Annotated in this window: 22 protein-coding genes and 1 pseudogene (1 of these 23 only partly in view); 6 read left to right on the top strand and 17 right to left on the bottom strand. The window is 41.4% G+C overall.

Annotated elements, in window-relative coordinates; translation table 11 throughout:
- Nucleotides 1-26: 26 nt before the first annotated feature.
- The 8 genes from glgA to cdaA form a co-directional block, all read right to left on the bottom strand.
- Nucleotides 27-1460 (bottom strand): glycogen synthase GlgA, encoded by a 1434-nt coding sequence (gene glgA / locus GSR62_RS02440; RefSeq protein WP_066023762.1) that lies wholly within the window; start codon nt 1458-1460, stop codon nt 27-29.
- Complete coding sequence (gene glgD, locus GSR62_RS02435) at nt 1460-2611, bottom strand: glucose-1-phosphate adenylyltransferase subunit GlgD (protein WP_066023763.1); 1152 nt, start codon at nt 2609-2611, stop codon at nt 1460-1462. The genes glgA and glgD overlap by 1 nt, the downstream gene beginning before the upstream one ends.
- The gene (locus GSR62_RS02430) at nt 2601-3743 is read right to left on the bottom strand and encodes a glucose-1-phosphate adenylyltransferase (protein ID WP_066023764.1); all 1143 of its coding nucleotides are present in this window, start codon (nt 3741-3743) and stop codon (nt 2601-2603) included. The genes glgD and GSR62_RS02430 overlap by 11 nt, the downstream gene beginning before the upstream one ends.
- Complete coding sequence (gene glgB, locus GSR62_RS02425) at nt 3743-5752, bottom strand: 1,4-alpha-glucan branching protein GlgB (RefSeq protein ID WP_066023765.1); 2010 nt, start codon at nt 5750-5752, stop codon at nt 3743-3745. The genes GSR62_RS02430 and glgB overlap by 1 nt, the downstream gene beginning before the upstream one ends.
- A 310-nt stretch (nt 5753-6062) precedes the next feature.
- Nucleotides 6063-6371 carry a hypothetical protein gene (locus tag GSR62_RS02420; protein WP_004051641.1) on the bottom strand — a complete coding sequence of 103 codons (309 nt, stop codon included), beginning with the start codon at nt 6369-6371 and terminating at the stop codon, nt 6063-6065.
- 653 nt (nt 6372-7024) lie between these two features.
- Entirely contained in the window at nt 7025-8383 is a 1359-nt protein-coding gene (gene glmM / locus GSR62_RS02415) for a phosphoglucosamine mutase (RefSeq protein WP_066023766.1), read from the bottom strand.
- A gap of 31 nt (nt 8384-8414) precedes the next feature.
- On the bottom strand, nt 8415-9563 hold the full coding sequence (locus tag GSR62_RS02410; protein ID WP_035449206.1) for a CdaR family protein: 1149 nt from the start codon (nt 9561-9563) through the stop codon (nt 8415-8417).
- Nucleotides 9560-10405: a diadenylate cyclase CdaA gene (cdaA, locus tag GSR62_RS02405; RefSeq protein WP_066023767.1), complete on the bottom strand. Its 846-nt coding sequence runs from the start codon at nt 10403-10405 to the stop codon at nt 9560-9562. Before cdaA ends, GSR62_RS02410 begins: the two co-directional genes overlap by 4 nt.
- Before the next feature lie 173 nt (nt 10406-10578).
- On the opposite strand from cdaA, the gene GSR62_RS02400 reads away from it, so the two are divergent.
- On the top strand, nt 10579-11259 hold the full coding sequence (locus tag GSR62_RS02400; protein ID WP_066023768.1) for a DUF1361 domain-containing protein: 681 nt from the start codon (nt 10579-10581) through the stop codon (nt 11257-11259).
- Between the two features lie 66 nt (nt 11260-11325).
- On the opposite strand, the gene murB is transcribed toward GSR62_RS02400, so the two are convergent.
- Complete coding sequence (gene murB, locus GSR62_RS02395; protein ID WP_035449232.1) at nt 11326-12231, bottom strand: UDP-N-acetylmuramate dehydrogenase; 906 nt, start codon at nt 12229-12231, stop codon at nt 11326-11328.
- A gap of 122 nt (nt 12232-12353) precedes the next feature.
- Between murB and GSR62_RS02390 the strand changes: the two genes are divergently transcribed.
- Nucleotides 12354-13115 (top strand): exodeoxyribonuclease III, encoded by a 762-nt coding sequence (locus tag GSR62_RS02390; protein WP_035449217.1) that lies wholly within the window; start codon nt 12354-12356, stop codon nt 13113-13115.
- Nucleotides 13116-13144: 29 nt separating this feature from the next.
- Nucleotides 13145-13684 carry a 3'-5' exonuclease gene (locus GSR62_RS02385; protein WP_010688084.1) on the top strand — a complete coding sequence of 180 codons (540 nt, stop codon included), beginning with the start codon at nt 13145-13147 and terminating at the stop codon, nt 13682-13684.
- Between the two features lie 87 nt (nt 13685-13771).
- On the opposite strand, the gene tsaE is transcribed toward GSR62_RS02385, so the two are convergent.
- Genes tsaE through GSR62_RS02370 form a run of 3 tightly spaced genes read right to left on the bottom strand, consistent with a single transcriptional unit; the run spans nt 13772 to nt 15908 of the window.
- A complete protein-coding gene (gene tsaE, locus GSR62_RS02380) occupies nt 13772-14224 on the bottom strand; it encodes a tRNA (adenosine(37)-N6)-threonylcarbamoyltransferase complex ATPase subunit type 1 TsaE (RefSeq protein ID WP_010688085.1) in 453 nt (150 codons plus the stop codon).
- A gap of 1 nt (nt 14225) precedes the next feature.
- Nucleotides 14226-15203, bottom strand: coding sequence for a phosphate acetyltransferase (gene pta, locus GSR62_RS02375; RefSeq protein WP_066023769.1), 978 nt, complete (start codon nt 15201-15203; stop codon nt 14226-14228).
- Entirely contained in the window at nt 15204-15908 is a 705-nt protein-coding gene (locus tag GSR62_RS02370; RefSeq protein WP_010688087.1) for a uracil-DNA glycosylase, read from the bottom strand.
- A gap of 137 nt (nt 15909-16045) precedes the next feature.
- Between GSR62_RS02370 and GSR62_RS02365 the strand changes: the two genes are divergently transcribed.
- From GSR62_RS02365 to GSR62_RS02355, 3 genes are read left to right on the top strand one after another with little or no spacing between them, the layout of a single operon-like run.
- The gene (locus tag GSR62_RS02365) at nt 16046-16915 is read left to right on the top strand and encodes a Cof-type HAD-IIB family hydrolase (RefSeq protein ID WP_035449219.1); all 870 of its coding nucleotides are present in this window, start codon (nt 16046-16048) and stop codon (nt 16913-16915) included.
- A gap of 35 nt (nt 16916-16950) precedes the next feature.
- Nucleotides 16951-17463, top strand: a complete 513-nt coding sequence (locus tag GSR62_RS02360; RefSeq protein ID WP_035449221.1) for an LURP-one-related/scramblase family protein — start codon at nt 16951-16953, stop codon at nt 17461-17463.
- Between the two features lie 26 nt (nt 17464-17489).
- Entirely contained in the window at nt 17490-17786 is a 297-nt protein-coding gene (locus GSR62_RS02355; RefSeq protein WP_066023770.1) for a hypothetical protein, read from the top strand.
- Between the two features lie 45 nt (nt 17787-17831).
- Here the strand turns inward: GSR62_RS02355 and GSR62_RS02350 are convergent, their stop codons facing one another.
- From GSR62_RS02350 to GSR62_RS02330, 5 genes and pseudogenes are all read right to left on the bottom strand, one after another.
- Nucleotides 17832-19481, bottom strand: coding sequence for a phosphoenolpyruvate carboxykinase (ATP) (locus GSR62_RS02350; protein WP_010688091.1), 1650 nt, complete (start codon nt 19479-19481; stop codon nt 17832-17834).
- 157 nt (nt 19482-19638) lie between these two features.
- On the bottom strand, nt 19639-19800 hold the full coding sequence (locus GSR62_RS02345; RefSeq protein ID WP_010688092.1) for a FeoB-associated Cys-rich membrane protein: 162 nt from the start codon (nt 19798-19800) through the stop codon (nt 19639-19641).
- A pseudogene (feoB, locus tag GSR62_RS02340) lies at nt 19785-21920 on the bottom strand (ferrous iron transport protein B). Before feoB ends, GSR62_RS02345 begins: the two are co-directional and overlap by 16 nt.
- The gene (locus GSR62_RS02335; RefSeq protein ID WP_010688094.1) at nt 21917-22396 is read right to left on the bottom strand and encodes a ferrous iron transport protein A; all 480 of its coding nucleotides are present in this window, start codon (nt 22394-22396) and stop codon (nt 21917-21919) included. The pseudogene feoB and the gene GSR62_RS02335 overlap by 4 nt, the downstream one beginning before the upstream one ends.
- Before the next feature lie 126 nt (nt 22397-22522).
- Nucleotides 22523-23337, bottom strand: the 3' portion of a protein-coding gene (locus tag GSR62_RS02330) for a YeiH family protein (protein WP_010688095.1). Its footprint extends 226 nt past the window's final position; only the last 815 of its 1041 coding nucleotides appear in the window; its start codon lies off the right edge, out of view — the gene reads right to left on this strand; the stop codon is at nt 22523-22525.

Below are 23337 nucleotides of genomic sequence, written 5' to 3'. Positions count from 1 at the left end.
ACCGATAGCTGACAAACTCCTTGCGACTATCTTAAAATCTGTGTATACAAGTCCAAATAATTTTGACTTGCACTATCCCAACTAAAATCTGATTCCATTGCAATGCGCATCATCTTTTGCCAAACCTTTTGTTGATCATTGTAAACGCTAAGCGCCAACTTGATCTCTTCCATCATCCAAAATGAAGAGAATTTCTCAAAACCAAAGCCGGTCCCGACCTGTTCAATTGGATTATAAGCCCACACACTGTCACGTAACCCCCCGATCTGATGAACGATCGGCAAAGTACCGTAACGCATTGAGATCAATTGTGATAATCCACATGGTTCAAAAGCAGATGGCATCAAGAACATGTCACAGCCAGCATAGATCTGCTGAGCTAAATTAACATCAAAGTCGATGCTGACGCTGCATTTATCTGGATAACGTCCTGCAAAATAAGTAAAGTCATGCTCAAAATTCTCATATCCGGTGCCCAACAAGACAAATTGGACGTCAAATTGCATCAAATTTGCCATCTCTTGGACTACCAACTGAAAGCCCTTTTGATAAGTCAAGCGACTGACGACCCCGATCAATGGGACATCTTTTCTGACTGGCAACCCAAATTTCTTTTGCAAAGCAGCCTTATTTTTAGCTTTACCCTTTAAGTTCTTACGGTCGAATTTATACGGCAATGCCTTATCAGTCTTAGGATCAAAAGTATCATAATCGATCCCATTCAAGATACCTGAGAGCTTGTAATTGACCATCCGTAAAACTTCATCTAAGCCACATCCAAATTCAGGCGTCTGGATCTCAGCGGCATAAGATGGACTGACCGTATTGACCCGATCAGAATAAAAAATACCTGCTTTCATAAAGTTTACGGCTGTGCCCATTTGGATCGTTCCATCATCGTAGCGTTTAGTCGACATGCCAAAGAGTTCAGGCAAAACTTCACGCCCATACTGCCCTTGAAATTCAAGGTTGTGGATCGTAAGCACAGTTGCAATGTGGCTGAATGCTTCGATCCAACCGTATTTTTCCCGTAACAAGAAAGGAATAAAGGCAGTATGATAGTCATTGACATGTAAGATGTCAGGAATATAATTGATCCGCCCCATCAATTCGATCACGGCTTGTTGGAAGAAAGCAAAACGTTCGCCATCATCGTAATAGCCATAAAGATCAGGGCGATCAAAATAATACTTGTTATCTAAGAAATAATATTCGACCCCGTCTAATTCTAAAACTTTGACACCACAATACTCATTGCGCCAACCAACAGCAACATAAAAATTAAAGAGATCAGTCAACTGTGACTGATATTTTTCTGGCATTTTTGTGTAAAAAGGTAAAAAGACTTTAACTTCATTGCCCTTTTTAGCCATGCTCTTAGGTAACGCCCCGGCCACATCACCGAGACCCCCCGTTTTAAAAAATGGTGCGCATTCCGCTGCGGTAAATAAGATCTTCACTAGTTTTCGCCCCCGTAGATATCTGCCACAATATGACTATCTTTTGTGATCACAACTGGATTTTCAGGTGTTCCTTGAATGGTGACGCCAGCTTCTACTTCAACATTTTTATCTAAGATCGCATATTGCAACTTAGCTCCGCGTTTGATCTGCGCATTACTCATGATCACAGAATCTTTGACACGCGCACCCTCTTCGATCGTAGTCCGTCGTGAGACCAAACTGCGATCGACTTTACCTTTGATGACACAGCCAGTCGCAAATTGACTGGAGTTGACATCAGAAGAATCGTAAAAGTGGGTCGCCACTTCGTTTTTAGTCCGAGTGATCACACGCTGACTGGAGAACAACAAAGTGTTGAAATGCTCTGGATCAAGCATATCCATGTTGGCATCATAGTAGCTCTTGATGTCATAAATATTGCTCAAGTAACCCGTATATTCGTAAGCACGTGTGTTGGTCCGTGTCATCTTACGGTTCAATAATTCCTGCACACTTGCTGGTGCACCTGCATTTTGACCCTTGTGTAACAGATCGATCAACCAATCAGTTTTGACTAAAAAGATGCTCATCGATAAGTTGTAAAGGTCAGAAGCTTCATCAAGCTCGCTGAAAATATCTGTTTGCTTAACTCTATTATCGTCTTCAAGCGTCAAAATGCAATCATCGGGCGCTATCTTTTCTTTAGGTACCCGTTTAAAGACGACCGTGATCTTGCTATCGTGAGCTTGATGAACATCCAAGATCGAACGCAAGTCGACATTACATAACATCTTATTGCCAAAGAAAACCGTATATTCTGATTTTGATTTCTTCAAAAAGCCGATCATATCACTAAAATATGGTTTACCTTCAACTTTTTTACGTAAGATATCTTGATAAAAGCCAAGATATTGGTAACTCCCGATGCTATCCAAGCCCCATTCACGACTACCACCTAAATGATCAAAAACTGACTTAAAGCGCCCTTCATTTAAGATCATGTAAACTGTCCTGACATTGGCATTGACAGCACTTGATAGTGCAAAGTCCATGATCCGATATTTACAATCAAAATAAAGTGTAGAGAGTGGGCGATTTGCCGTTAATGGCAATAACCCGTTATATTCATGCTCATTACCTAAAATCGCACACATCTTATTAGCCTTCATTAATTGTCACCCCTAATACTTCTGAATTGCCTACGACTGCGATCTCATCAGTTCCGTCGATCACAGCACCATCACCAATAATTGCATTTTCACCGATGATCGCACGGTTGATGATCACATTTTTACCGATCGAAGCGCCCGTCATCACAACACTATCCTTCACGACTGAGCCTTCTTTGACTTGTACATTAGCTGCTAAAATACTGTGATCGATCCTACCTGAGATAAAGCAACCATCCACGATCATCGAGTTTTTAACGCGTGCAGTGTTAGTGATGAATTGCGGTGGTGCGATCGGATTTTTCGAATAAATCGGCCACGTCTTGTCGCGCACATCTAGATCGCCTTCATTGTCGATAAATTCCATGTTGGTCGTCCATAAAGAATCGATCGTCCCAACATCTTTCCAGTAACCTGAGAAGTGATAAGCCTGCACATTATCGCCACTTTTAATGTAAAATGGAATAACGTTTTTACCAAAATCATACATATCAACGTCTTTTTTGAAACTATTCAACAAGACATCGCGCAAACGAGCCCAAGTAAAGATATAGATCCCCATTGAAGCGTGGTTGCTCTTTGGCTTTTCGGGTTTTTCTTCAAATTCAATGATCCGGTCATTTTCGTCGGTATTCATGATTCCAAAACGACTAGCTTCATCCCAAGGAACATCGATCACGGCCACACTGAGAGTTGCATTGCTCTTTTTGTGTTTAGCTAACATATCTTCATAATCCATCTTGTAGATATGATCACCTGAGAGAACTAAGAGATACTCTGGGTCCATTGAATCAATGTAGTCGATATTTTGGTAAATTGCATGTGAGGTACCTTCAAACCACTTAGAACCCTCATTATTTGAATAAGGTTGCAAGATCGTGATCCCAGAATCCAAACGATCCAAGCCCCAACTAGCACCATTACCGATATGATTATTTAAAACGAGCGGTTGATATTGGGTCACGACCCCAATATTTTTGATCCCTGAATTGACACAGTTACTCAAAGTAAAATCGATGATACGATACCGTCCCCCAAACGGTACGGCGGGTTTAGCGATATTTTGCGTTAATTTCCCTAGTCTGGTACCCTTACCACCAGCTAAGATCATTGCTAACATTTCGTTTTTCATTATTTTTTCGGACGCTTCACCTGACGTCCTTTACCTCCCTTAGCTTGTTGTTTTTGCTTTTTAGCGACTGTTTTTGCTTTAACTTTCTTTGGTTCTTTAGGTTCGAGATATTTCTTGTTGATGTAGCGCAAATTCACATCTTCTGGTTTTAAGATCACGACGCCTAGAGCCGGAACCGTTAAGCTGATCACTTGATCATAGTTCTTAAAGACTTTTTCTTTCGTCTTAGCCAATGGGTTATGTTTAGTCCAAGTTCCACCGAATTCTTCCATTTCCGTGTTCCAAACTTCACGATAACTCCCTGGATAGGGTACGCCGATCTCGAAGTTTTGTTGCTCGATCGTGGTGAGATTCATGACCACCACTAAGAAATCTTTCTTCCGCTTGCCATGGCGAATAAAACTCAAGATGGTCGCCGTCTTGTTATTAGCATCGATCACTTCTAAACTCTCTTCTTTATCCTCTAACTCCCATAGCGCACGGTGTTCACGATAAAATTCATTGAGTTTAGCTGTGAAATGTTGCATTTTCTTATTCAGTTCGTCATCTAAACTATCCCAAGTCAACCCTTCGTAGTAGCGCCATTCGATAAATTGACCAAATTCGCCCCCCATAAAGAGTAATTTTTTTCCGGGGTGTGTTATTTGATAAGTGAGTAAATTCCTAAGTTGGGCAAATTGCTTGTAGCGATCCCCACCCCACATTTTGTGCAACAGGCTCTTCTTACCATGAACGACTTCATCATGAGATAATGGCAAAATATAATTTTCCGATAAGCGATACATCCAAGAAAAGGTCAACATATCTAAGTGATCTCCTCTAAAGAGTGGATCCATTTGATAAAAGTTCAAGACATCATTCATCCAGCCCATATTCCACTTGTAATCAAAGCCTAATGAATCTTCTTCTAACATGCCCGTCACTTTCGTCCCAGCCGAACTTTCTTCAGCGATCAAGATCACCTTAGGATGCGCAAACTTGACTTCTTTGTTCAACTTGCGCAAAAAGTGCCAACCCTCTAAATTTCTGTTTCCACCATAAATGTTTGGTTTCCAAGGACCTTCATCATAATCCAGATAGATCATATTGGAGACCGCATCGACCCGTAAACCATCTAGATGGAATTTTTCGATCCAGAAAAAGGCACTTGAAAGCAAGAAGGATTGAACTTCTGGTTTGCCCAAGTCAAAGTTTTGCGAACCCCAACCGATATTTTTGGCGCGATCGGGATCTTCATATTCAAAAGTCGGCGTCCCATCGTAATATGGCAAGGTATCATCATTGATACAAAAATGACCTGGGACCCAATCCACGATCACTCCGATATTTTCTTTATGACATGCATCAACGAATGCTTGGAATTCTTCAGGAGTTCCATAAGCGGAACTGACCGCAAAATACCCGATCAATTGATACCCCCAAGAAGCACCTAAGGGATGTTCCATTAAAGGCATAAATTCAACATGGGTATAATTCATTTTCTTTAAGTATGGGATCAACTCTTTTGTTAGATCACCGATCGTATACGGGGTACCATCAGCATGTGACTTCCATGAACCGGGATGGATCTCATAAATGTTCATTGGACGTTCAAAGTAATTCGAACGTTTATGACGTCCGCGCCATAGTCCATCATGCCATTTATATTCTGGAATATCATAGATGATCGAAGCATCATTTGGACGTTCTTCAAAGCGAAAGGCAAATGGATCGATCTTATATACGATACGCCCATCATGTTGTTTGACTTTAAATTTGTACATTTGGCCACGTTTGGCATTGGGAGCCACCGCACTCCAAATACCATGATCTCCCAACTTCATTGGTAGATCTTCTTCCCAATCATTAAACTCACCAACTAGCCAAATTTGTTGAGCTTTTGGGGCCCACACGCGAAAGACATATCCCGCTTCTGCAGCTGGATGTGCCCCCAAAAAAGTTTGCGCATGAAAATTTTTGCCTCGGGCAAACGCTTCTATTTCCTGAGACAAATCAAAACCAGCGGTCATTCCTCTTTCCTCCTTATCAAAATAATTAACACATATCCTGTATACATAATAACATATCAATGTAAAAAACATTAAAAATATACCCTGTATTTTTAACAAAAAAATATATAACATTCTGTTAAGATATTTAAAAATATCCGTATTTTTACAGGTTTTTTTGTTTGATACTCACTCCCACAAGGTGTATAATCGAATTTTAAGAATTAATTGAGCCTTTAATTAACATTTTACTAATATATAAAATATTAAAGATAAAATAAAAACCAGAGTTTTGAGAATATCATCTCTTGACTCTGGTTTTTATATATAATTAGGCAATATGATTTTCCCGCAAGATCGTATTTACAACTTCTTGCATTTCAGGTGTTTTGACCCATTCCTCAAAATGATCAAAATCTTCAGCTGGCATTTCAAAATTTTCATTGATATATTTTTCGTACTTGATCAAACTACTTGAACGTGGGATATTCAGTTGTAAGATCCTAACGCTCTCAATAAATCCCCGTACAGCCGCTAATTCAGCCCGACCGTTTTGCGGAATATTGGAGATCTCGTAATATTTAGTGCCATCTTTACGCGTGATCTCTTCGATCAAATTCAAAGTTTCATTACTTTTCATCTAATGGCGTCCTCCCTTTTATCAAAAGTCCCATTCATTATACACAAAAACCGCTATAGCTTCTAGTAAGACTACTAAGACTACAGCGGTTGCATAAGAGAGAAAGAGAATTGATTAGAAGGTAATTAATCATACCTTACACTCTCACGATATACCTTTTTGAAAGCGATGTCAAACTTTAACTCTCAAACTTTTAAATTTTTATTGTCCTTCAAAAAATCCCTACTCAAGTCAGCTTATCCATATTATAATAAATCTATAGTTCTAACACTTTAGACTTCACTAGTCTAAACGTTTTAGTAATAGATAAAGAAAGGATTCGCTATTTAAACTAACGCAGATAGCCTGGCTACTATTCATGATCAATCGTACTCAATTTAAAGCAAGCCTCTACTTAGGATTCTTCATTTCGCTTATTCGTCTAGTTTTTTTACTCTTAGATCAAACAAAGGGCGCTAAGGCTGAACTTCAGACTATGTTAGTCTTGTTTCATACCAATGCTTGGTTTGTTCCGATCTTATTTGCCCTACTTTACTTTTTCATCGTAACTAGCTGTATCTACTTGGCATTCAGGGTCTTAAATTACATAATCAATTTATTTAGATAAAGTGAAATATTAAAAAAGCAGGTATACACACCTGCTTTTTTTGATACTATTCTTCGATACCCATTTCAGCCTTAACGACATCTACGATCTGCATCACGTAGTCGTGGACCAATTCTTTAGTTGGTGCTTCTGCCATTACACGCAAAAGATCTTCGGTACCACTAGGGCGAACCAACACACGTCCTTCATTTCCCATTTGTTCTTCAACTTGTGCGATAACAGCCTTGATTGCTTGATTTTCAAGGGCTAATTTCTTATCTGTTACACGAACGTTGACTAATTCTTGTGGATAAGTCGTCACTTCGGCAGCCAATTCTGAAAGTGGCTTACCAGTTTGTTTGATCACATTCAATAATTGAAGTGCTGTTAACATCCCATCACCAGTTGTGTTGAAATCCAAGAAGACTACGTGTCCTGATTGTTCACCACCAACATTATAGCCACTCTTACGCATTTCTTCGACCACATAGCGGTCACCGACCTTTGTCTTGACCGAATTTAGTTCATGTTGTTCCATTGCCTTATACAAACCAATGTTACTCATAACGGTCGTTACGATCGTATCCTTCTTCAAACGGCCACGTTCACTCATATATTTCCCACAGATATACATGATCTTGTCACCATCGATGATATTTCCTAATTCATCGACTGCGATACAGCGATCGCCATCACCATCAAATGCTACCCCAACTTGAGCTTTAGTTTCTAAAACAAACTTAGCCAAAGCTTCTGGATGAGTAGAACCTACCCCAGCATTGATATTTAGACCATCTGGACTTGTAGCCATTGTTTCAAATTCAGCCCCCAGATCAGCAAACAACCGTGAAACTAAAGCACTAGTTGCACCATTAGCCCCGTCAACTGCGATCCGCATTCCACTGAGATCATCTGGGATCGTTTGTTCCAAGAATTGCGTATACTTTAAGGCACCTTCACGATAATTATTCAAAGTTCCTAAGCCTTCAGCTGCTGGACGCGGTAAGATATCTTCATCTTTTTCAAGTAATGCTTCGATCTCTTCTTCTTGATCGTCGGATAATTTGTAACCATCGCCCCCAAAGAACTTGATCCCATTATCTTGAACTGGATTATGCGAAGCTGAGATCATGACCCCTGCATCAGCGGCTTGTAAACGAACTAAGTAAGCAACACCTGGAGTTGTGATCACACCAAGTGAAAAAACTTCGATCCCGACTGAAAGTAGACCTGCGATCAACGCCTGTTCTAACATTTGGCCCGAGATCCGGGTATCACGTGCGACTAAGACCCGTGGTGGTTGTTCGCTATTTTTAGCGTGTTGCGTCAAAACATAGCCCCCACAGCGTCCTAACTTAAATGCTAATTCTGGTGTTAATGTTTGATTTGCAATCCCTCTGACACCATCAGTCCCAAAATATTTCATCTTAAATCCTCATTTCTTTATATACTCATTTTCAATTAGTAGTTTGATCGCTTGAAACTTCTGAACTACTTGTTGCACTGGAAGTTTCAGTCGTATCTTTTTTTGACTCATCCGTTGAACTTGGCTGACTTGAACTTGTGCTTTCCGCCGCTTTACTTGAACTCGAACTCGTTGGTAGTGAGCGTTCGAGCGGAGCATCAGCTTGCTCATCGCCAACTGTTATTTGCACAACGACCGAAGCTGGCGTAACACTGGCTACTCCCGCTTGGGTCGGACTCAAGCTGACCGTCTTAGTCGTTGATTCATTGACCCCAGTAACTGAGACTGGGACCCGCAAGCTATTTATCTTATTTAAAGCACTCTTAGTCCCTCGCAATTTGATCGACTTAGTTTCCGTTGAAAGCTGATACGTTTTACCAGGAACGCCGTTATTCTCGGTCACTAATTCTAATTTGACTTCCTTAGTTGCGGTGGCTTGGCTGATCGGTAAATTGACCTTGACCGTTTCTGGCGATAAGCTGACGGGCAAAGGATGCCCTTCTTTATCTAACGCCTGCAATAAAACGGTCCGACCATAATCGCCGTGACTATTTTCAGGTAAATTGAGGTTAGCTACCACACTATCCAACTTATTGATATCGACTTTAGCCCCGGTCACATCGACTGTTTGGGTACTTAGTGACGGACTGCCCGCCACATAACCATTTTGGATCAAGCTGGTATCATATCTGACCTGGATCGGCATCTTGACCGTCTTTTTAGGCGCGATCTTGACTTTGATCTTTTCAGGCGATAAAGCTACACTCAATTCTTTATTGAAACCGCTCGTCTTTAACTTAACGGTGTGTGTACCTGACTTTAGATCTGATAGATCGGCATAGACTTCAAAATTCCGGGTATTGTCCAAGGCCGTGACCAGCGCACTAGGTCCTGAAATATCAACTTTGACTTGTTCAGGATAACCCGTAACGTAATACTTACTATTGTCAACATTTAAGGTCAACGGCACTTTAAGTGATAACGTCTTAGTCGTCGTCAATTTCGAATTAGCAACTTCTTTATCCGAGATCCGCGTCGTTCCTAGCCTTTGATAGCTAACATAGAAAAATAAGAGCAGTGCAAAAAACAGCGAGAGTAACCGATACATATTTTTAGTACCTAAAATTTTGTCAAATTTCAATGTTTTTGCCCCCTCTTACCAAAGATCTCAGTAAAAAAGCGCGCAACGGCACTCGTCTTTTCTTCTTGTGTTGGTACTAATTCATTATACAAGAGTTTACGATAATCTTGTTGCGTTAGATCACGGATCAATTCATTATTTTTAGTGATCGTCACACCACCAGTCTCTTCGGATACAACGATCGTCAAAGCATCAGTCACTTCGCTGATCCCAACAGCTGCTCGGTGGCGCGTACCTAATTCCTTTGGGATCAAATTACTTTCAGATAAAGGTAAGTAAGCCGCAGCAACGGCGATCCGATTATCTTTAATGATAACAGCCCCATCGTGTAACGGAGTATTAGGGATAAAGATATTGATCAATAATGCCCCGCTGACATCCGCATCCAGTGGGATCCCGGTTTCGATATAATCATCTAGCCCTGTATTCATTTGAACCGTGATCAAGGCACCGATCCGCCTTTTTGACATATATTGGATCGCTTGATCAAGGGCATCGACCAATTTTATCTCGGCTTCATTTTCTTTCTTATTATAGTTAGCAAATAACGACCCACGACCTAGATGCTCTAACCCGCGCCTGATCTCGGGCTGGAAGATCACGATGATCGCGATGATCCCCCAATTGATCACTTGGTCCATGATCCAAGAAACAGTCTCAAGTCCGATATACCAACTCACCAACTTGATCAAGATAATAACTACGATCCCACGAAAAAGTTGGACCGCTTTGGTTCCGCGTAAGAGCATCATCAGCATGTAGATCACATACCAAACGACCAGAACATCTAGTAAGCTAACTAGATTCTGCCATGAAAATAGATTGCTCCAATCAAAAGACATAAATTCCCCCCTCTGCTACATTTCAACAATTTGTATTATAGCATGGATCACAAACTTTGGGGCAGGGAATACTTACTCACCCAATAATTTAAGATTTCGCTAAATCGAGTCAAAGATTACTCATCGTCCCTGATTTTTGCTACAATAGAGGGCAATAATGGCAGGTGATTTTTATGACAAAAAAATTGACTTGGATCGTTAGGGTCACGTTTTGGCTATATATGCTCTATGTTTACTTGACCGTTTATCGGCAAGGATCGTTTTACAGCTTTCTTTTGCTCAATACATTCCTCGGCTATATTCCGATCGAGATCGCTATGCATATGCACAAAACACAACCTAAACTGATCTACTGGGGGTTATTTTTACTATGGCTTTTATTCTATCCCAATGCCCCTTATGTGATCACCGATCTTTTTCACTTAGCGCGGATGGATCCGTATAATCCCACCAACGGATTAATGAGCTTTGATCTTCATATGTGGCTCAACTTTACCAATCTAGTTGCCAGCGCCTTTGGTTGTGCACTGATGGGGATGTGGAGTTTGGAGCATGTTGCCCAGACGCTGCAAGCCCGTTTCAAATTACGAGGCTGGATCCCGCGCACATCGCTTGCTTTGATCTTGACTTTAGCCGCTTCGATCGGGATCTATGTGGGGCGTTTCTTACGCCTTCACACAGCTTATCTTTTTATCGAGCCTGATGCCGTCATCAAGCAACTCATTGCGATGTGGAACCCACGCATGTTGATCTTTGTGATCTTTATGACGATCATTCAACTCATCATTTGGGCTGCGATCGCCATTGGTCGCCAGTTGATCAACCAATATGACAGTCAAAATAAGCTTCTCTAACATAAATGGTTAGCAAAAGACCCAGTATGGTACAAATCATGCTGGGTCTTTTACTACATTCTTATTTTATTTTTCTTCACCGATGATCCGGACCTCAGTCTCCAATCGAACATCGAATTCTTTTAAGATCACAGCTTGAATATGCTTGATCACAGCCAAATAATCTGTCGCTGTTGCTCCACCGATATTCACGATAAAGCCAGCATGTTTTTTAGATACTTGCGCCCCACCGATCGTAAAACCTTGAAGTCCTGCATCGTGGATCAATTTCCCCGTAAAATGGCCAACTGGACGCTTAAAGACGCTCCCACATGACGGATACTCCAGTGGTTGTTTAGATGCCCGCAAGAAATTGAGTTCATCCATCCGTTGCCGGATCTGTTGCTTATCACCTGTTGCCAATTCAAAGGCGGCTTCTAATACGATATCGTCTTCGGCTTGTAAACGGCTCATCCGATAACCAAATCTTAATTCTTCGTTAGTGTAAGTTTTTAGCTCGCCTTGAGGTGTTACCACGGTAACTTGGGCTAAGACATCCTTGATCTCGCCCCCGTAAGCACCAGCGTTCATAAAGACCGCGCCACCGATCGAACCGGGGATCCCCGCGGCAAATTCCAAACCGGTCAAACCGTGTTGATATGCCACTTCAGTCGTTTCGATCAAAGAAGCCCCAGCAGTCGCGTGAACTTTGTTTCCATCACACCAGATCTCATTTAATTCGGTCAAGATCATCACTAATCCACGGATGCCACCATCTTGGACGATCAAATTGCTAGCATTGCCGATCACAGTCAAAGGCAGATCATTTTCCTTAGCAAATACAACTAAAGCTTGGGCTTGTTTGCCCGTTGTGGGAAATGCTACGATATCCGCTGGCCCACCGGTTTTTGTGTTGGTGTACAAAGATAACGGTTCAGCTAAACGGATCTTGATCTCTGGAAATTCATTTATGATTTTTTCATTTATTGTCATTGTCATGTTTTACACCTTTAAATCTCTTTTATCTTCTTAATTTTACCATTTTTTATTTTGACTTGCGATAGTCCTTGCCTTATCCTTAGGTAAATAAGTTTATTTAATAGTGAGGCGTGCTGATGAAATTTATTTCGTGGAATGTGAATGGCTTGCGAGCTGTTTTAAAGAAAAATTTTTTAGAAGTTTTTACCGACTTAGATGCTGACTTCTTCTGCTTACAAGAAACTAAACTCCAAGCAGGTCAAGTTGACCTAGATCTACCTGATTACTATCAATATTGGAATTATGCGCAAAAAAAGGGCTATTCCGGAACAGCTATCTTCACCAAGAAAAAGCCACTGGCTGTAACTAAAGGGCTCGGACTTGCTGAATTCGATCAAGAAGGTCGGGTTTTAACGTTAGAATATGAAGATTTTTATCTCGTAAATTGTTATACCCCTAATTCGCAAGATAAATTAAAGCGCTTGGATTTTCGCCTTCAATGGGAAGCAGCTTTTAGCGATCATCTAACCAACTTAGCAACCAAAAAGCCCGTTATCTTATGCGGCGACCTAAATGTGGCTCATAATGAGATCGACCTCAAAAATCCTAAACCAAATCAAAAAAATGCCGGGTTTAGTATCCAAGAACGCCAAGCGATGACCGCCTTATTAGCACGGGGCTTCACCGACACTTTCAGACACATTTACCCTGATAAAACTGGCGCTTACTCGTGGTGGAGCTACCGGTTCAATGCTAGAGCACGCAATGCTGGTTGGCGGATCGATTATTTCATCTGCTCCAATGCTCTACTCCCCCAAGTAAAGGACAGTCAGATCCTACCTGAGATCTTAGGTTCTGATCACTGCCCCGTAATGCTAGAGACCAATGAACTAAATTAAATTTATCATACTATGAAAGGAAGTTATCAATGAATTTTATTGCTTTTGATTTCGAAACTGCTAATGCTAAACGCAGTAGTGCCTGTTCATTAGCCCTTTCTGTTGTTCGCGATGGTCAAATCGTTGATGAGCTTTATTCTTTGATCGATCCCCAGACTTATTTTTCGAGCTTTAACACTAAGATCCACGGTATTACCGCCAAAGACGTCGCCAATGCCCCAACGTTTGTGGAGCTCTGGCCCCATATCAGTGACTTTTTTACTCCCGATCAATTAGTGGTAGCCCATAATGCTCCATTTGACTGTAGCGTCTTAAACAGGACCCTAGCAGCTTATGATCTAGCGACCCCGAGCTTCATGGTCCTAGATACAGTCAAAACCAGCAAGAAATTTTATCAAGATCTCCCCAACCATAAGCTAAACACCGTCTGTGATAGCCTAGGTATCGACTTAAAACATCACCACAATGCGCTTTTTGACAGTCATGCTTGTGCTGAGATCTTATTGCACCAAGCTAAGGAATTTGGGACAACAAAGTTAAAGCCTTTTGTGCGTCAATACAATAAATAGTAAAAACGTTCAATACCGTATAAACAACAAGGGACCTAGCATGAATTTACATCGTACTAGGTCCCTTGTTGTATTGAATTTTACCCGCTATAAGTTGGCTATCAATTGTTCATAGTGAGCTCCATGTGGTTCAAAGACTAGTGTCCGCTTGTCATCGTCTGTTTCGTCTTTTAACAGCTTGACGACCAAATATTGCGCTGGAAGTTCATCAGCAACAAATTGTGACCACTCGACCACACTGACACCTTCACCATTAAAATATTCTTCTAACCCTAGATCAGCTCCACCAGTATCTTCTAAACGATAAACGTCCATATGATACAAAGGCAAACGACCTTCATGGTACTCACGGATCAAAGTAAAAGTCGGACTTTTAACATTTTTTTTGATCCCAAGTCCCTTAGCTAAGCCCTTTGTAAAAGTCGTCTTTCCCGCTCCAAGATCACCATCTAATAAGATAAGATCTTGGGGCTTTAAATATGACGCCAATTTTTGAGCGAGCGCTTGTGTTTCTTCTGCATTACTTACTTGAAATTCCATGTTACTTCCCATCTGCTGCCTGTGCGGCTGTGATCAATGATACTTTGTAGACTTCTTCTTCGTCACATCCCCGTGACAAGTCTGAAACTGGTTGATTCAAGCCTTGTAAGATCGGACCGACCGCTTCAAAGCCGCCTAAACGTTGGGCGATCTTATATCCGATATTACCTGATTGTAATTCCGGAAAGACAAAGACATTGGCTTTTCCAGCTACCGGTGATTCGGGTGTTTTTTTAGCAGCAACTCCGGGTACAAAAGCAGCGTCAAATTGTAATTCACCATCGATCTCTTCTTCGGGTGCTAATTTTTGAGCGATCTTAGTTGCTTCGATCACTTTTTCAACTAATGGTGATTTAGCAGAACCCTTAGTCGAAAAACTCATCAAAGCGATCCGGGGTTCAATATCAAATAAGCGTGCTGCTTTAGCACTTTCGACCGCGATCTCAGCTAGATCTTGGGCATCGGGATCGATATTGATCGCACAATCTGAAAAAATGTATTTTTCATCGCCTCGTAGCATCAAGAAAGCCCCACTTGTCCGTCTGACATTTGGCTTTGTCTTGATGATCTGTAACACTGGTCGAACTGTGGCCCCAGTTGAGTGGATCGCCCCCGAGACCATTCCATCGGCTTGACCTAAATAAACCAGCATCGTCCCAAAATAGTTTACGTCCTTTAACATCTCGGCAGCTTGCTCGGGCGTATTTTTGCCCTTCCGACGCTCCACAAAAGCAGCCACTAACTTATCAAATTCTTCTTTAGGATAAGTTTCTGGATCTAAAGCTTGTAAATTTTGTGGTAAAGGCTCACGGCTATGCGCTTGAACTTGTTCTCTAGAGCCTAACACGATCGGCGTCAATAATTCTTCTTTGGCTAGACGAACCGCTGCATTGACGACCCGACTGTCATTTCCTTCTGGGAAGACCAACGTCAGTGTTTGCTTACTTACTTTTTGCTTTAATGTTTCTAAGATCTCCATTTAAAATCCTCCTTTTTGTGACACATTTACGGTCTGTGGCAATTGCCAGTCGATCGGTGTTTCCCCCATTGCCTCTAAGGCTGCATTCGTTTTTGAAAATGGTTTTGAACCAAAAAATCCCCGACTTGCCGATAACGGACTCGGATGTGATGACATGATGACTACATTTTTACTCTGATCGATCAAAGCCAGCTTATTTTGTGCTGCTTTTCCCCACAAGACAAACACAACTGGCATAGGTCGCTTGGACAATTCCTGGATGGCTAGATCTGTTAAAGCTTCCCAGCCTTGACCACGATGAGAAAATGCTTGCCCATCTCGGACAGTCAAGACCGAATTGAGCAATAATACACCTTGCTTAGCCCACTTTTCGAGATAACCATGGTTTACCGGTGCGATCCCTAAGTCACTTTGCAATTCTTTATAGATATTTTGCAGTGACGGTGGGACTTTGACTCCAGGTAAAACTGAGAAACTCAAACCATGAGCTTGATCAGGGCCATGATACGGATCTTGGCCTAAGATCACCACTTTGACTTGTGAAAAAGGTGTCCATTCAAAGGCCTCGAAGATGTGGTACATATCTGGATGGATCGCGTAATGACCATATTCATATTTTAAAAAGTTATGCAGTTTGGCATAGTTTTCCGATTCGAACACTGGCGCTAAAACTTGCTGCCAATCATTATGAATCAATTCTTTCAATATATTACACCTCGCATTAATTTTACCATAACTGAAAAATAATAACACCGTTAGCGCTTACAAGTGCTGGGTGTGTAAAATTTTTACTTTCATGTTAGAATAAAGTCATTAGATAAATTAAGGTGGGATATTATACTATGGTTCAAATTATTGCGTCTGACATGGACGGAACATTGTTAAACGACAAAATGGTCATTTCCAAGCGAAATGCTGCTGCAGTCAAGGAAGCACAAAAACAAGGGGTCCATTTTATCGTTTCAACTGGACGTGCTTATGATGAAGTTAAACCGTTGATCACCGAAGCAGGCTTTAACTGCCCAATGATCACCTTGAATGGAGCCTTTGTTTTAGACGAAGAAGGTAAAGAGATCAGCGCTGCTCCGATCCCAGACTCCATTGCCAAAAAGATCATGTTGACTTTGAAGAAAAATGGACTCTACTTTGAAGTGATCACAGCTAAAGGCGTTTGCTCTGATAACAAGGCTAAACGGATCGAAAATTTTGCTGAATTATTAGCTAGCATCAGTCCTGATACCCCTTATAAATTAGCTGTGACTCTGGCTTCGGCCCGCATGGAACTTATGAATATCAATTACGTTGACAACTATATGGACTTAGTTGATGATCCTAAAACTGTTATCGGTAAGATCGTGGTCTTTAGTCCTGAAGGCCAAAAAGTTTTAGGACCGATCAAAGATGAACTTTCTAAAAATGACAATCTTGTGATCACATCTTCGGGTCCCGGAAATATCGAGATCAACCACGTCAATGCACAAAAGGGTGTCGCACTCCAAGCTTATGCGGATAGCTTGAACATCCCAATGGACAATGTAATGGCGATCGGTGATAACAACAATGACGTCTCGATGCTCAAAGCTGCTGGGATCAGCTATGCCATGGGCAACGGTAGTGATGAAGTTAAGATGTTAGCTAAATACGTCACTGCACCTAACACCGAAGATGGCGCTGGGATCGCGATCGAAGAAGTTTTGGCTAAGAAAAATTAAAGTCAATCAGTGCTAGCAAGAGCGAGGTGCTTAATGTGCGCAATCTATATACTCGACGCACCGAACTGTCCAATCGTGGGACCATCCGCGTCAAAGATAGTTCTGGTCGCCTGATCTACCTATTAGTTGGCAAATGGGGCCTTTCACCTGGCGTCTTATCAGTCTATGACGTTACAGGTAAGCGACTAGCCGAGATCAAACAGCGGACCCTGGGCTTTTTTCCAAAATTTGATCTCTATGACAAACGCCACCATGTTGGTTCTTTGCGACGTTATTATGGTATCAGCCATGAAATGCTCTTTGTCAAAGGGCTCAATTGGTTTATCATCGGTAATCTAATGACATTTAACTACAAAGTCTACCATGGACGCCAATGTATCATGACGATCTCAGAAGTTCAAACCGCTACTGGGACTGCCTTAGAATTTCATATTGCTGAACAGGCCGATGAACCGCTATGTTTTTGTATTGCTGCGATCCTCGATCACTGGGCACGTCTTGACCTAAAAGCCAAGAACAAAGCTTACTATGGTAAATTAGCTTGGTGACTTGACACACTGAATGGGTGATAAGAATGCAAATTTTTTTACTAACTGTCGGTGGATCATTTTTAGTGCTATGTATTCAATTTTTTAGAGGTAAATGGTTACGTTTGCTGGCTGGTAACACTTTTGGTGACATTTCACCGCTAGCAGCCACTAAAGCTGGTAAACATGTTGCTTTGATCATGCTCAGCTTTGGCTTGGCTTTGATCTTATTAGCTTTTGCTGACTCTAGGACAGATATGTTAAGCCTGATCTTGTTTAGCGTAGGTACGATCTATACTATAAGCTTAGTCATTTTGACTTACTACTTTTGGCTCAAGAGCTGATAAAAAAGAGCATTCGAAATTCTTTAAATTTCGAACGCTCTTTTTTTATCCCAGTTTTGCGACCAATTCTTCTAATTTTGTAGTGATCTCAACGGGTAATTCTTCTTGTGGATGCGTCTTGGTGTAATTATTTACCCAATCTAGACGATCTTGCAAACGTTGGCGTAATTTTTTAGCATAGGCGGTATCATTTAAATCAACCTCATACCCTGGAAGACTTAGATAACTCATCTGTGGTAATGCACCAAATTCAGTCCAATCAGCTGTTTCATTGGCGATCGCTTCTAAAATGCCCAACGTCGTATCTTTATCGATATTTTTACCGTTATACGAATCCGTATTGATGATATAACAATTAGCCTGCTGTTTTTCAAAGAGTTCCTTGAAGTCTTGATAATCCTCTGTCAGCGGATAGACTCTAAATGGGTTAGCAAACGGCTCGATCACTAGCTTATTGCGGGATTCACCGATAACATTTTCCGCCGTCGAACGCTTAGTCGCTAAAGTCAATCCAAAGGTCGCTGCGATCACGGGATCCGATAATTTAACGACTGGTGGCAAACTGTCATCTTTCATGATCCAAAAGATCGAATCAAGTGGTGCTTGTTCACGATCGACCCGATTTTTAGCCGAATAACGTGATTTGATCGTACGACCATTACCGTTGCGCAAGTCATCAGTTACTAAGATCTTCTTGCCCTGCATATCTTGTGTAACTCCAACATTCATTACGGTAGTGAAGTATTCCATTTCTTTTGATCCAGGTAAATAATCACTTGTCTTGTCAAAATATGCTGGTTCAAGCGCGATCGAACTCCCATCCTTACGATCAATGATAAAAGCATCATCGTGTAAGATCGTGATATCATCGAATTTTCCAGCATGTTTGGCATGAGTCAGAGTCGACTTGCCTGAACCAGAAAGACCGTAGAAGGCAAAGACTTTATCCTCTTTATCTTTGAAATGAAATGTCTTTTCCCCTCCATGACATGCAGTATAGCCATTGCGATGCGCTGTTGCCCAAGCAAGGGTCAAAGTTGCCTTTTTTAACTCACCAAAATAGCGTAGCCCTAGGATCGCAGCTACATTATGTTCGGGATCAAAAAGCGCTAAGCCATCTGGATATTGAGGATCATTCCATTCAGGATCACAGTAAAGATAGATATCGTCTTCACTGTACGCTTTAGAAGCTGCATAGCGCTTAGCATACTCTGAATCAAGGATCTGGAAATTCAGTAAATATGATAGCAAATTGACCTCATAACCCTTTGGTACCATCAGATGCGCTTTTAACATGAACTCTTCATCCAAGCCTACGATCGCTTGTGCTTGATAAAATTGACGCTCATTTCCTTGATAGACTGCTTCACGCAAAACGGCCTCTAATTCATCATTATCTACTCCAGGGCGACCTAAGATCTTCCGTGCAGCTGCTGTTCGACCCACGATCCGTCCATGATTATCGACTAACATCACAGCATCTTTAGGTAAACCTAGTTCACTGGTATGCTTGATCGGTTGATCGGTCACGATCGTTTTTGGACTCTTTTTAGCTAGCTCGTATGCCATCTTTAAGTCAGTTACCGCCTGAACATTATTTCCATAGAAGGCAGTCTCAATGATCGTTTTAGTTGGCGAAAATAAGCGATTACGCCCATTTATCTCAGTCGTTTCAAATCTTTCACGTGTACTCATCTTCCGCTACACCCCATTCTCTAAATATTTAGTAAACCTTTAAAAATAGCAATTAAAGCACTTACATTAACAAGAATAGTTTAGCACAGATCGTATCAAAATAGTTAAATTTTATACCTTAAAAAAAGAGTAAGAATTACTTCTCACCCTTTTAAAACTATAAACGTTCTTTTTTATTAATCTTTTGGACATCGATCAGCGGACAGCCGGCATTGTGGCACGAACTACATTCGCTGTTTTTTTGCTTAATGATCCTAGTATACACGACCCATGCAACTAGCCCAAAGATCACTAGACCCAAGATCACCGTTGCGACCATTCTGAATCCCTCATTTCTATTGCTTGTTCTAACGGTTGTGGTTTACTTTTCTTGATAAATAAGCCGTAAACGATCAATGTGATACCTAATAAAACAAGGATCACATTATAGCTTGAATAATCACCACTTGCAAGGACTGAGATCTGATAGATCAACATGGCTGCTAAATAAGCTAAAAACGTTTGGTAACCGATAGCACGCTAAGTCCAACTCGCATCCCCATATTCTTTATGCATTGCTCCGATCGCAGCAAAACACGGCGCACATAACAGATTGAACGCCAGAAAAGCATAGGCTGCCATTGGGGTATAGGCTGCTGTCAAAAGTTGGTCAAAGCGCGCTTGGGTCGGCGGATTGCCAAAAGCCACTTGAAGAGTCGCGACACAATTTTCTTTAGCGATCAAACCAGTCAAGACAGCTGAGACAGCACGCCAATCGCCAAATCCAAGGGGCACAAATACTGGAGCTAATAAGCTTCCGATACTCTTCAACATACTGCTTTCTTGGGGAACTTGTTCTAATCTAAAATTGAAATTCGATAAAAACCAGATCACGACCATTGAAGCAAAAATGATCGTTCCTGCTTTTTGGACGAAACCTTTACTCTTTAGCCAAACATACCGTACGATATTATCTAATCTGGGGAGATGATAAGCGGGCAACTCCATCACAAAGGGCTGAGGATCGCCAGCAAATAAAGCCGTTTTTTTCAAATAGATCCCCGAGCCGATCACAGCAATGATCCCTAAAAAATAAGCCGCTGGAGCAGCTAAACTTTGACCCTTAAAAAAAGTCCCCACGATCAAAGCAATCACGGTCAATTTAGCCGAACATGGCATAAAAGTCGTTAGCATGATCGTCATCTTGCGATCTTTTTCGGCTTCGATCGTTCGGGTCGCCATGATCCCAGGAACTCCACAGCCCGTAGAAACTAATAGCGGGATAAACGATTTGCCCGATAAATTGAAACGCCGAAAGATCCGATCCATCACGAAGGCGATCCGAGACATATAGCCACAGTCTTCTAAGATCCCTAAACATAAAAAAAGCATCATGATCTGTGGCAAAAAGCCGAGCACCGCTCCGACCCCACCGATGATCCCATCAATGATCAGTCCTTGCATAAACAGAGCTACTTGCCATGAGCTAAGCAGATCTGCGGTAAATTTAGGAATATACTCTCCAAATAAAACATCATTTAACCAATCCGATCCAGCTGTTCCAATAACTTGGATCGATAAATAATAAACAGCCCACATGACTCCAAAAAAGATCGGCAATGCCAAAAAGCGATTCGTCACGACAAGATCGATCCGATCAGAGATGCTCAATGAAAAATCGCCTTCATCGATCACACATTGATCCATAACGCGTGAAATAAAGTCATAGCGGGCATTAATGATAATACTGCTACTCTCATCGTCAAAAATCTTTTCTGCTGTTTGGATCAAGTCAGCGATCGTTTCTCGGCGTTTAGCATCTAACTTCAATTCAGCCCGGATCTGTTCATCGCGTTCAAACAACTTGATCGCGTAAAACCGCAACTCATCTTTGGCTACGATTCCCTGTAACTGGTCTACTATTTGAGCTAAAGCTGATTCTAACCGGGGATCGTATTTGGGAATAATCTCTGGTGGGGCTTGCTTTTTTTGTATCTCCCCCACTAATATATCGATATTTTTCCGTTTGAGCGCACTGATCTTGATCACTGGGATCCCCAAAAGATAAGCTAACTTTTTCGTATTGATCCGTCGCCCTTGTTTTTTTAAGAGATCGGCCATATTTAACGCCAATACAAGCGGTATCTTAGTTTCTAATAATTGCAAAGTTAAGTATAAATTGCGCTCGATATTGGTCGCATCAACTACATCAACGATCTTGGCTGGTCGTTTTTCCAATAAATACTTACGTGTGACTAATTCTTCTGGTGTATATGGTGATAGTGAATAGATCCCAGGTAGATCTTGTAATAAGATCGCCTTATCCTTTTTTAAATACCCTGCCTTACGCTCGACCGTGACCCCTGGCCAATTTCCAACGCGCTGATTAGCTCCAGTCAAATAATTGAATAAAGTCGTTTTACCACTATTGGCATTTCCGGCTAGTGCTATTTCTTTCATATGCTTATCTCCCTTACCATGATCAACTCAGCTTCCGATCGACGTAAGGTCAGCTTATAGCCCCGTAACAAGATCTCGAGCGGGTCGCCTAATGGTGCTGTGTTTACTAGAGTAACTAAAGTATTTTGCGTCAATCCCATATCCATCAGGCGCCGCTTTAATTCTTTTTTACCACCTATCTTGGCAACTAAACAGCTTTGTTTTAAATTCAACTGGGAAAGCGGCTTTAATTCTTGCTCCGCTAGCTCATTAACACTTAAAACCTCAATACAACTTGCAATACTATCACTTAAAGCTAGACGTTGCCCTTGAAAATGGATCATAGCCCCATTGGCCTGCATATTTTGAGTGATCACTGTTAAAACTTTACCTCGCACCATCCCCATCTCGCTGAGACGTTTTTTCAATTGATGCTCCGCCGTCACTTGAGCTACGACATATTTGCCCCGCGTCATTACTTCAGATAATTTTTGCATTATCTCCCCCCCCAATTCTAATTGAGAATTATTTTCAATTACAATTTAAAAATAGCATAATTCCGCTTTCATTTCAAACAAAGACCTGTAAAAATAGCGTACTATCAGCAGATAGTACGCTATTAACTAAAAGAATAATTTAGCAGCCCCAGCGGCTAAGATCAATAATACGATCGAAGAGATCAAAGCTGCTGTAAAGACGCTTTTACCACGTTTAGCAATTACCGCAAAGTTGACCGACATTCCTAAAGCAGCCATTGCCATTCCCAAGAAAATATAAGCTGCTTGAACTAAACCATCGATCAAAACTTGAGGTAACGGAATAAAAGTTCCAATGATACTTGAGATCAAGAAACCAGCCATAAACCATGGAATTGGTAATTTTTGTTTTCCAGTAGTCGTTGTGCCCTTAGCTTGATTTCTTTTAGCAAGTAGTTTTTGATACCAAATACCGATCAATAACGCTACGGGAGCTAACAATAAGACACGTGATAGTTTCATGATCAAAGCATCATCTAAACTAAGTGTCCCCCCAGCTCCACCAGCAGCAACGGCATGGGCGATCTCATGTAGTGAGCCCCCTGCCATGATCCCAAACTGCGACTGTGTCATATGTAATACTGGCTTTAATCCGATCTCGATCAAAGTAAATAAAGTCCCCATCACGCAGACCACTGCGATCGCTAAAACTTCATTTTCTCGCTTAGTCTCTTCATCAACACCATCACCGGTGATCTGTGGTGAAACACCCATAACAGCAGCCGCGCCACAGATACCACAACCGGCAGCTGTTAAGATCGCTAAATCACTTTCCGCTCCAAAACGTTCACAGAGATAATACGTTAAACAGATCGTCACGGCAACTAAGAAAATAGCGATCAAGATCGTTTTAACACCAGCCTGAGCTAATTTCATCAAATTGAGTCTAAACCCTAACAAAA

Source organism: Ligilactobacillus animalis (genome assembly GCF_009933595.1).
Taxonomy (GTDB): domain Bacteria; phylum Bacillota; class Bacilli; order Lactobacillales; family Lactobacillaceae; genus Ligilactobacillus; species Ligilactobacillus animalis.
The sequence above is the reverse complement of the archived record's forward strand: the minus strand, read 5'-3'. Positions and strand labels throughout refer to the sequence as shown.

Excerpts from the sequence above, each read along its gene's own strand:
- GSR62_RS02355 (WP_066023770.1), top strand. The coding sequence starts at position 17,490 with ATGCAAATTTTTTTACTAACTGTCGGTGGATCATTTTTAGTGCTATGT.
- glgB (WP_066023765.1), bottom strand. The coding sequence starts at position 5,752 with ATGACCGCTGGTTTTGATTTGTCTCAGGAAATAGAAGCGTTTGCCCGA.
- cdaA (WP_066023767.1), bottom strand. The coding sequence starts at position 10,405 with ATGTCTTTTGATTGGAGCAATCTATTTTCATGGCAGAATCTAGTTAGC.
- murB (WP_035449232.1), bottom strand. The coding sequence starts at position 12,231 with ATGACAATAAATGAAAAAATCATAAATGAATTTCCAGAGATCAAGATC.
- GSR62_RS02385 (WP_010688084.1), top strand. The coding sequence starts at position 13,145 with ATGAATTTTATTGCTTTTGATTTCGAAACTGCTAATGCTAAACGCAGT.
- pta (WP_066023769.1), bottom strand. The coding sequence starts at position 15,203 with ATGGAGATCTTAGAAACATTAAAGCAAAAAGTAAGTAAGCAAACACTG.
- GSR62_RS02365 (WP_035449219.1), top strand. The coding sequence starts at position 16,046 with ATGGTTCAAATTATTGCGTCTGACATGGACGGAACATTGTTAAACGAC.
- tsaE (WP_010688085.1), bottom strand. The coding sequence starts at position 14,224 with ATGGAATTTCAAGTAAGTAATGCAGAAGAAACACAAGCGCTCGCTCAA.
- GSR62_RS02390 (WP_035449217.1), top strand. The coding sequence starts at position 12,354 with ATGAAATTTATTTCGTGGAATGTGAATGGCTTGCGAGCTGTTTTAAAG.
- GSR62_RS02400 (WP_066023768.1), top strand. The coding sequence starts at position 10,579 with ATGACAAAAAAATTGACTTGGATCGTTAGGGTCACGTTTTGGCTATAT.
- GSR62_RS02335 (WP_010688094.1), bottom strand. The coding sequence starts at position 22,396 with ATGCAAAAATTATCTGAAGTAATGACGCGGGGCAAATATGTCGTAGCT.
- GSR62_RS02420 (WP_004051641.1), bottom strand. The coding sequence starts at position 6,371 with ATGAAAAGTAATGAAACTTTGAATTTGATCGAAGAGATCACGCGTAAA.
- glmM (WP_066023766.1), bottom strand. The coding sequence starts at position 8,383 with ATGAAATATTTTGGGACTGATGGTGTCAGAGGGATTGCAAATCAAACA.
- GSR62_RS02345 (WP_010688092.1), bottom strand. The coding sequence starts at position 19,800 with ATGGTCGCAACGGTGATCTTGGGTCTAGTGATCTTTGGGCTAGTTGCA.
- glgD (WP_066023763.1), bottom strand. The coding sequence starts at position 2,611 with ATGAAGGCTAATAAGATGTGTGCGATTTTAGGTAATGAGCATGAATAT.
- GSR62_RS02350 (WP_010688091.1), bottom strand. The coding sequence starts at position 19,481 with ATGAGTACACGTGAAAGATTTGAAACGACTGAGATAAATGGGCGTAAT.
- GSR62_RS02430 (WP_066023764.1), bottom strand. The coding sequence starts at position 3,743 with ATGAAAAACGAAATGTTAGCAATGATCTTAGCTGGTGGTAAGGGTACC.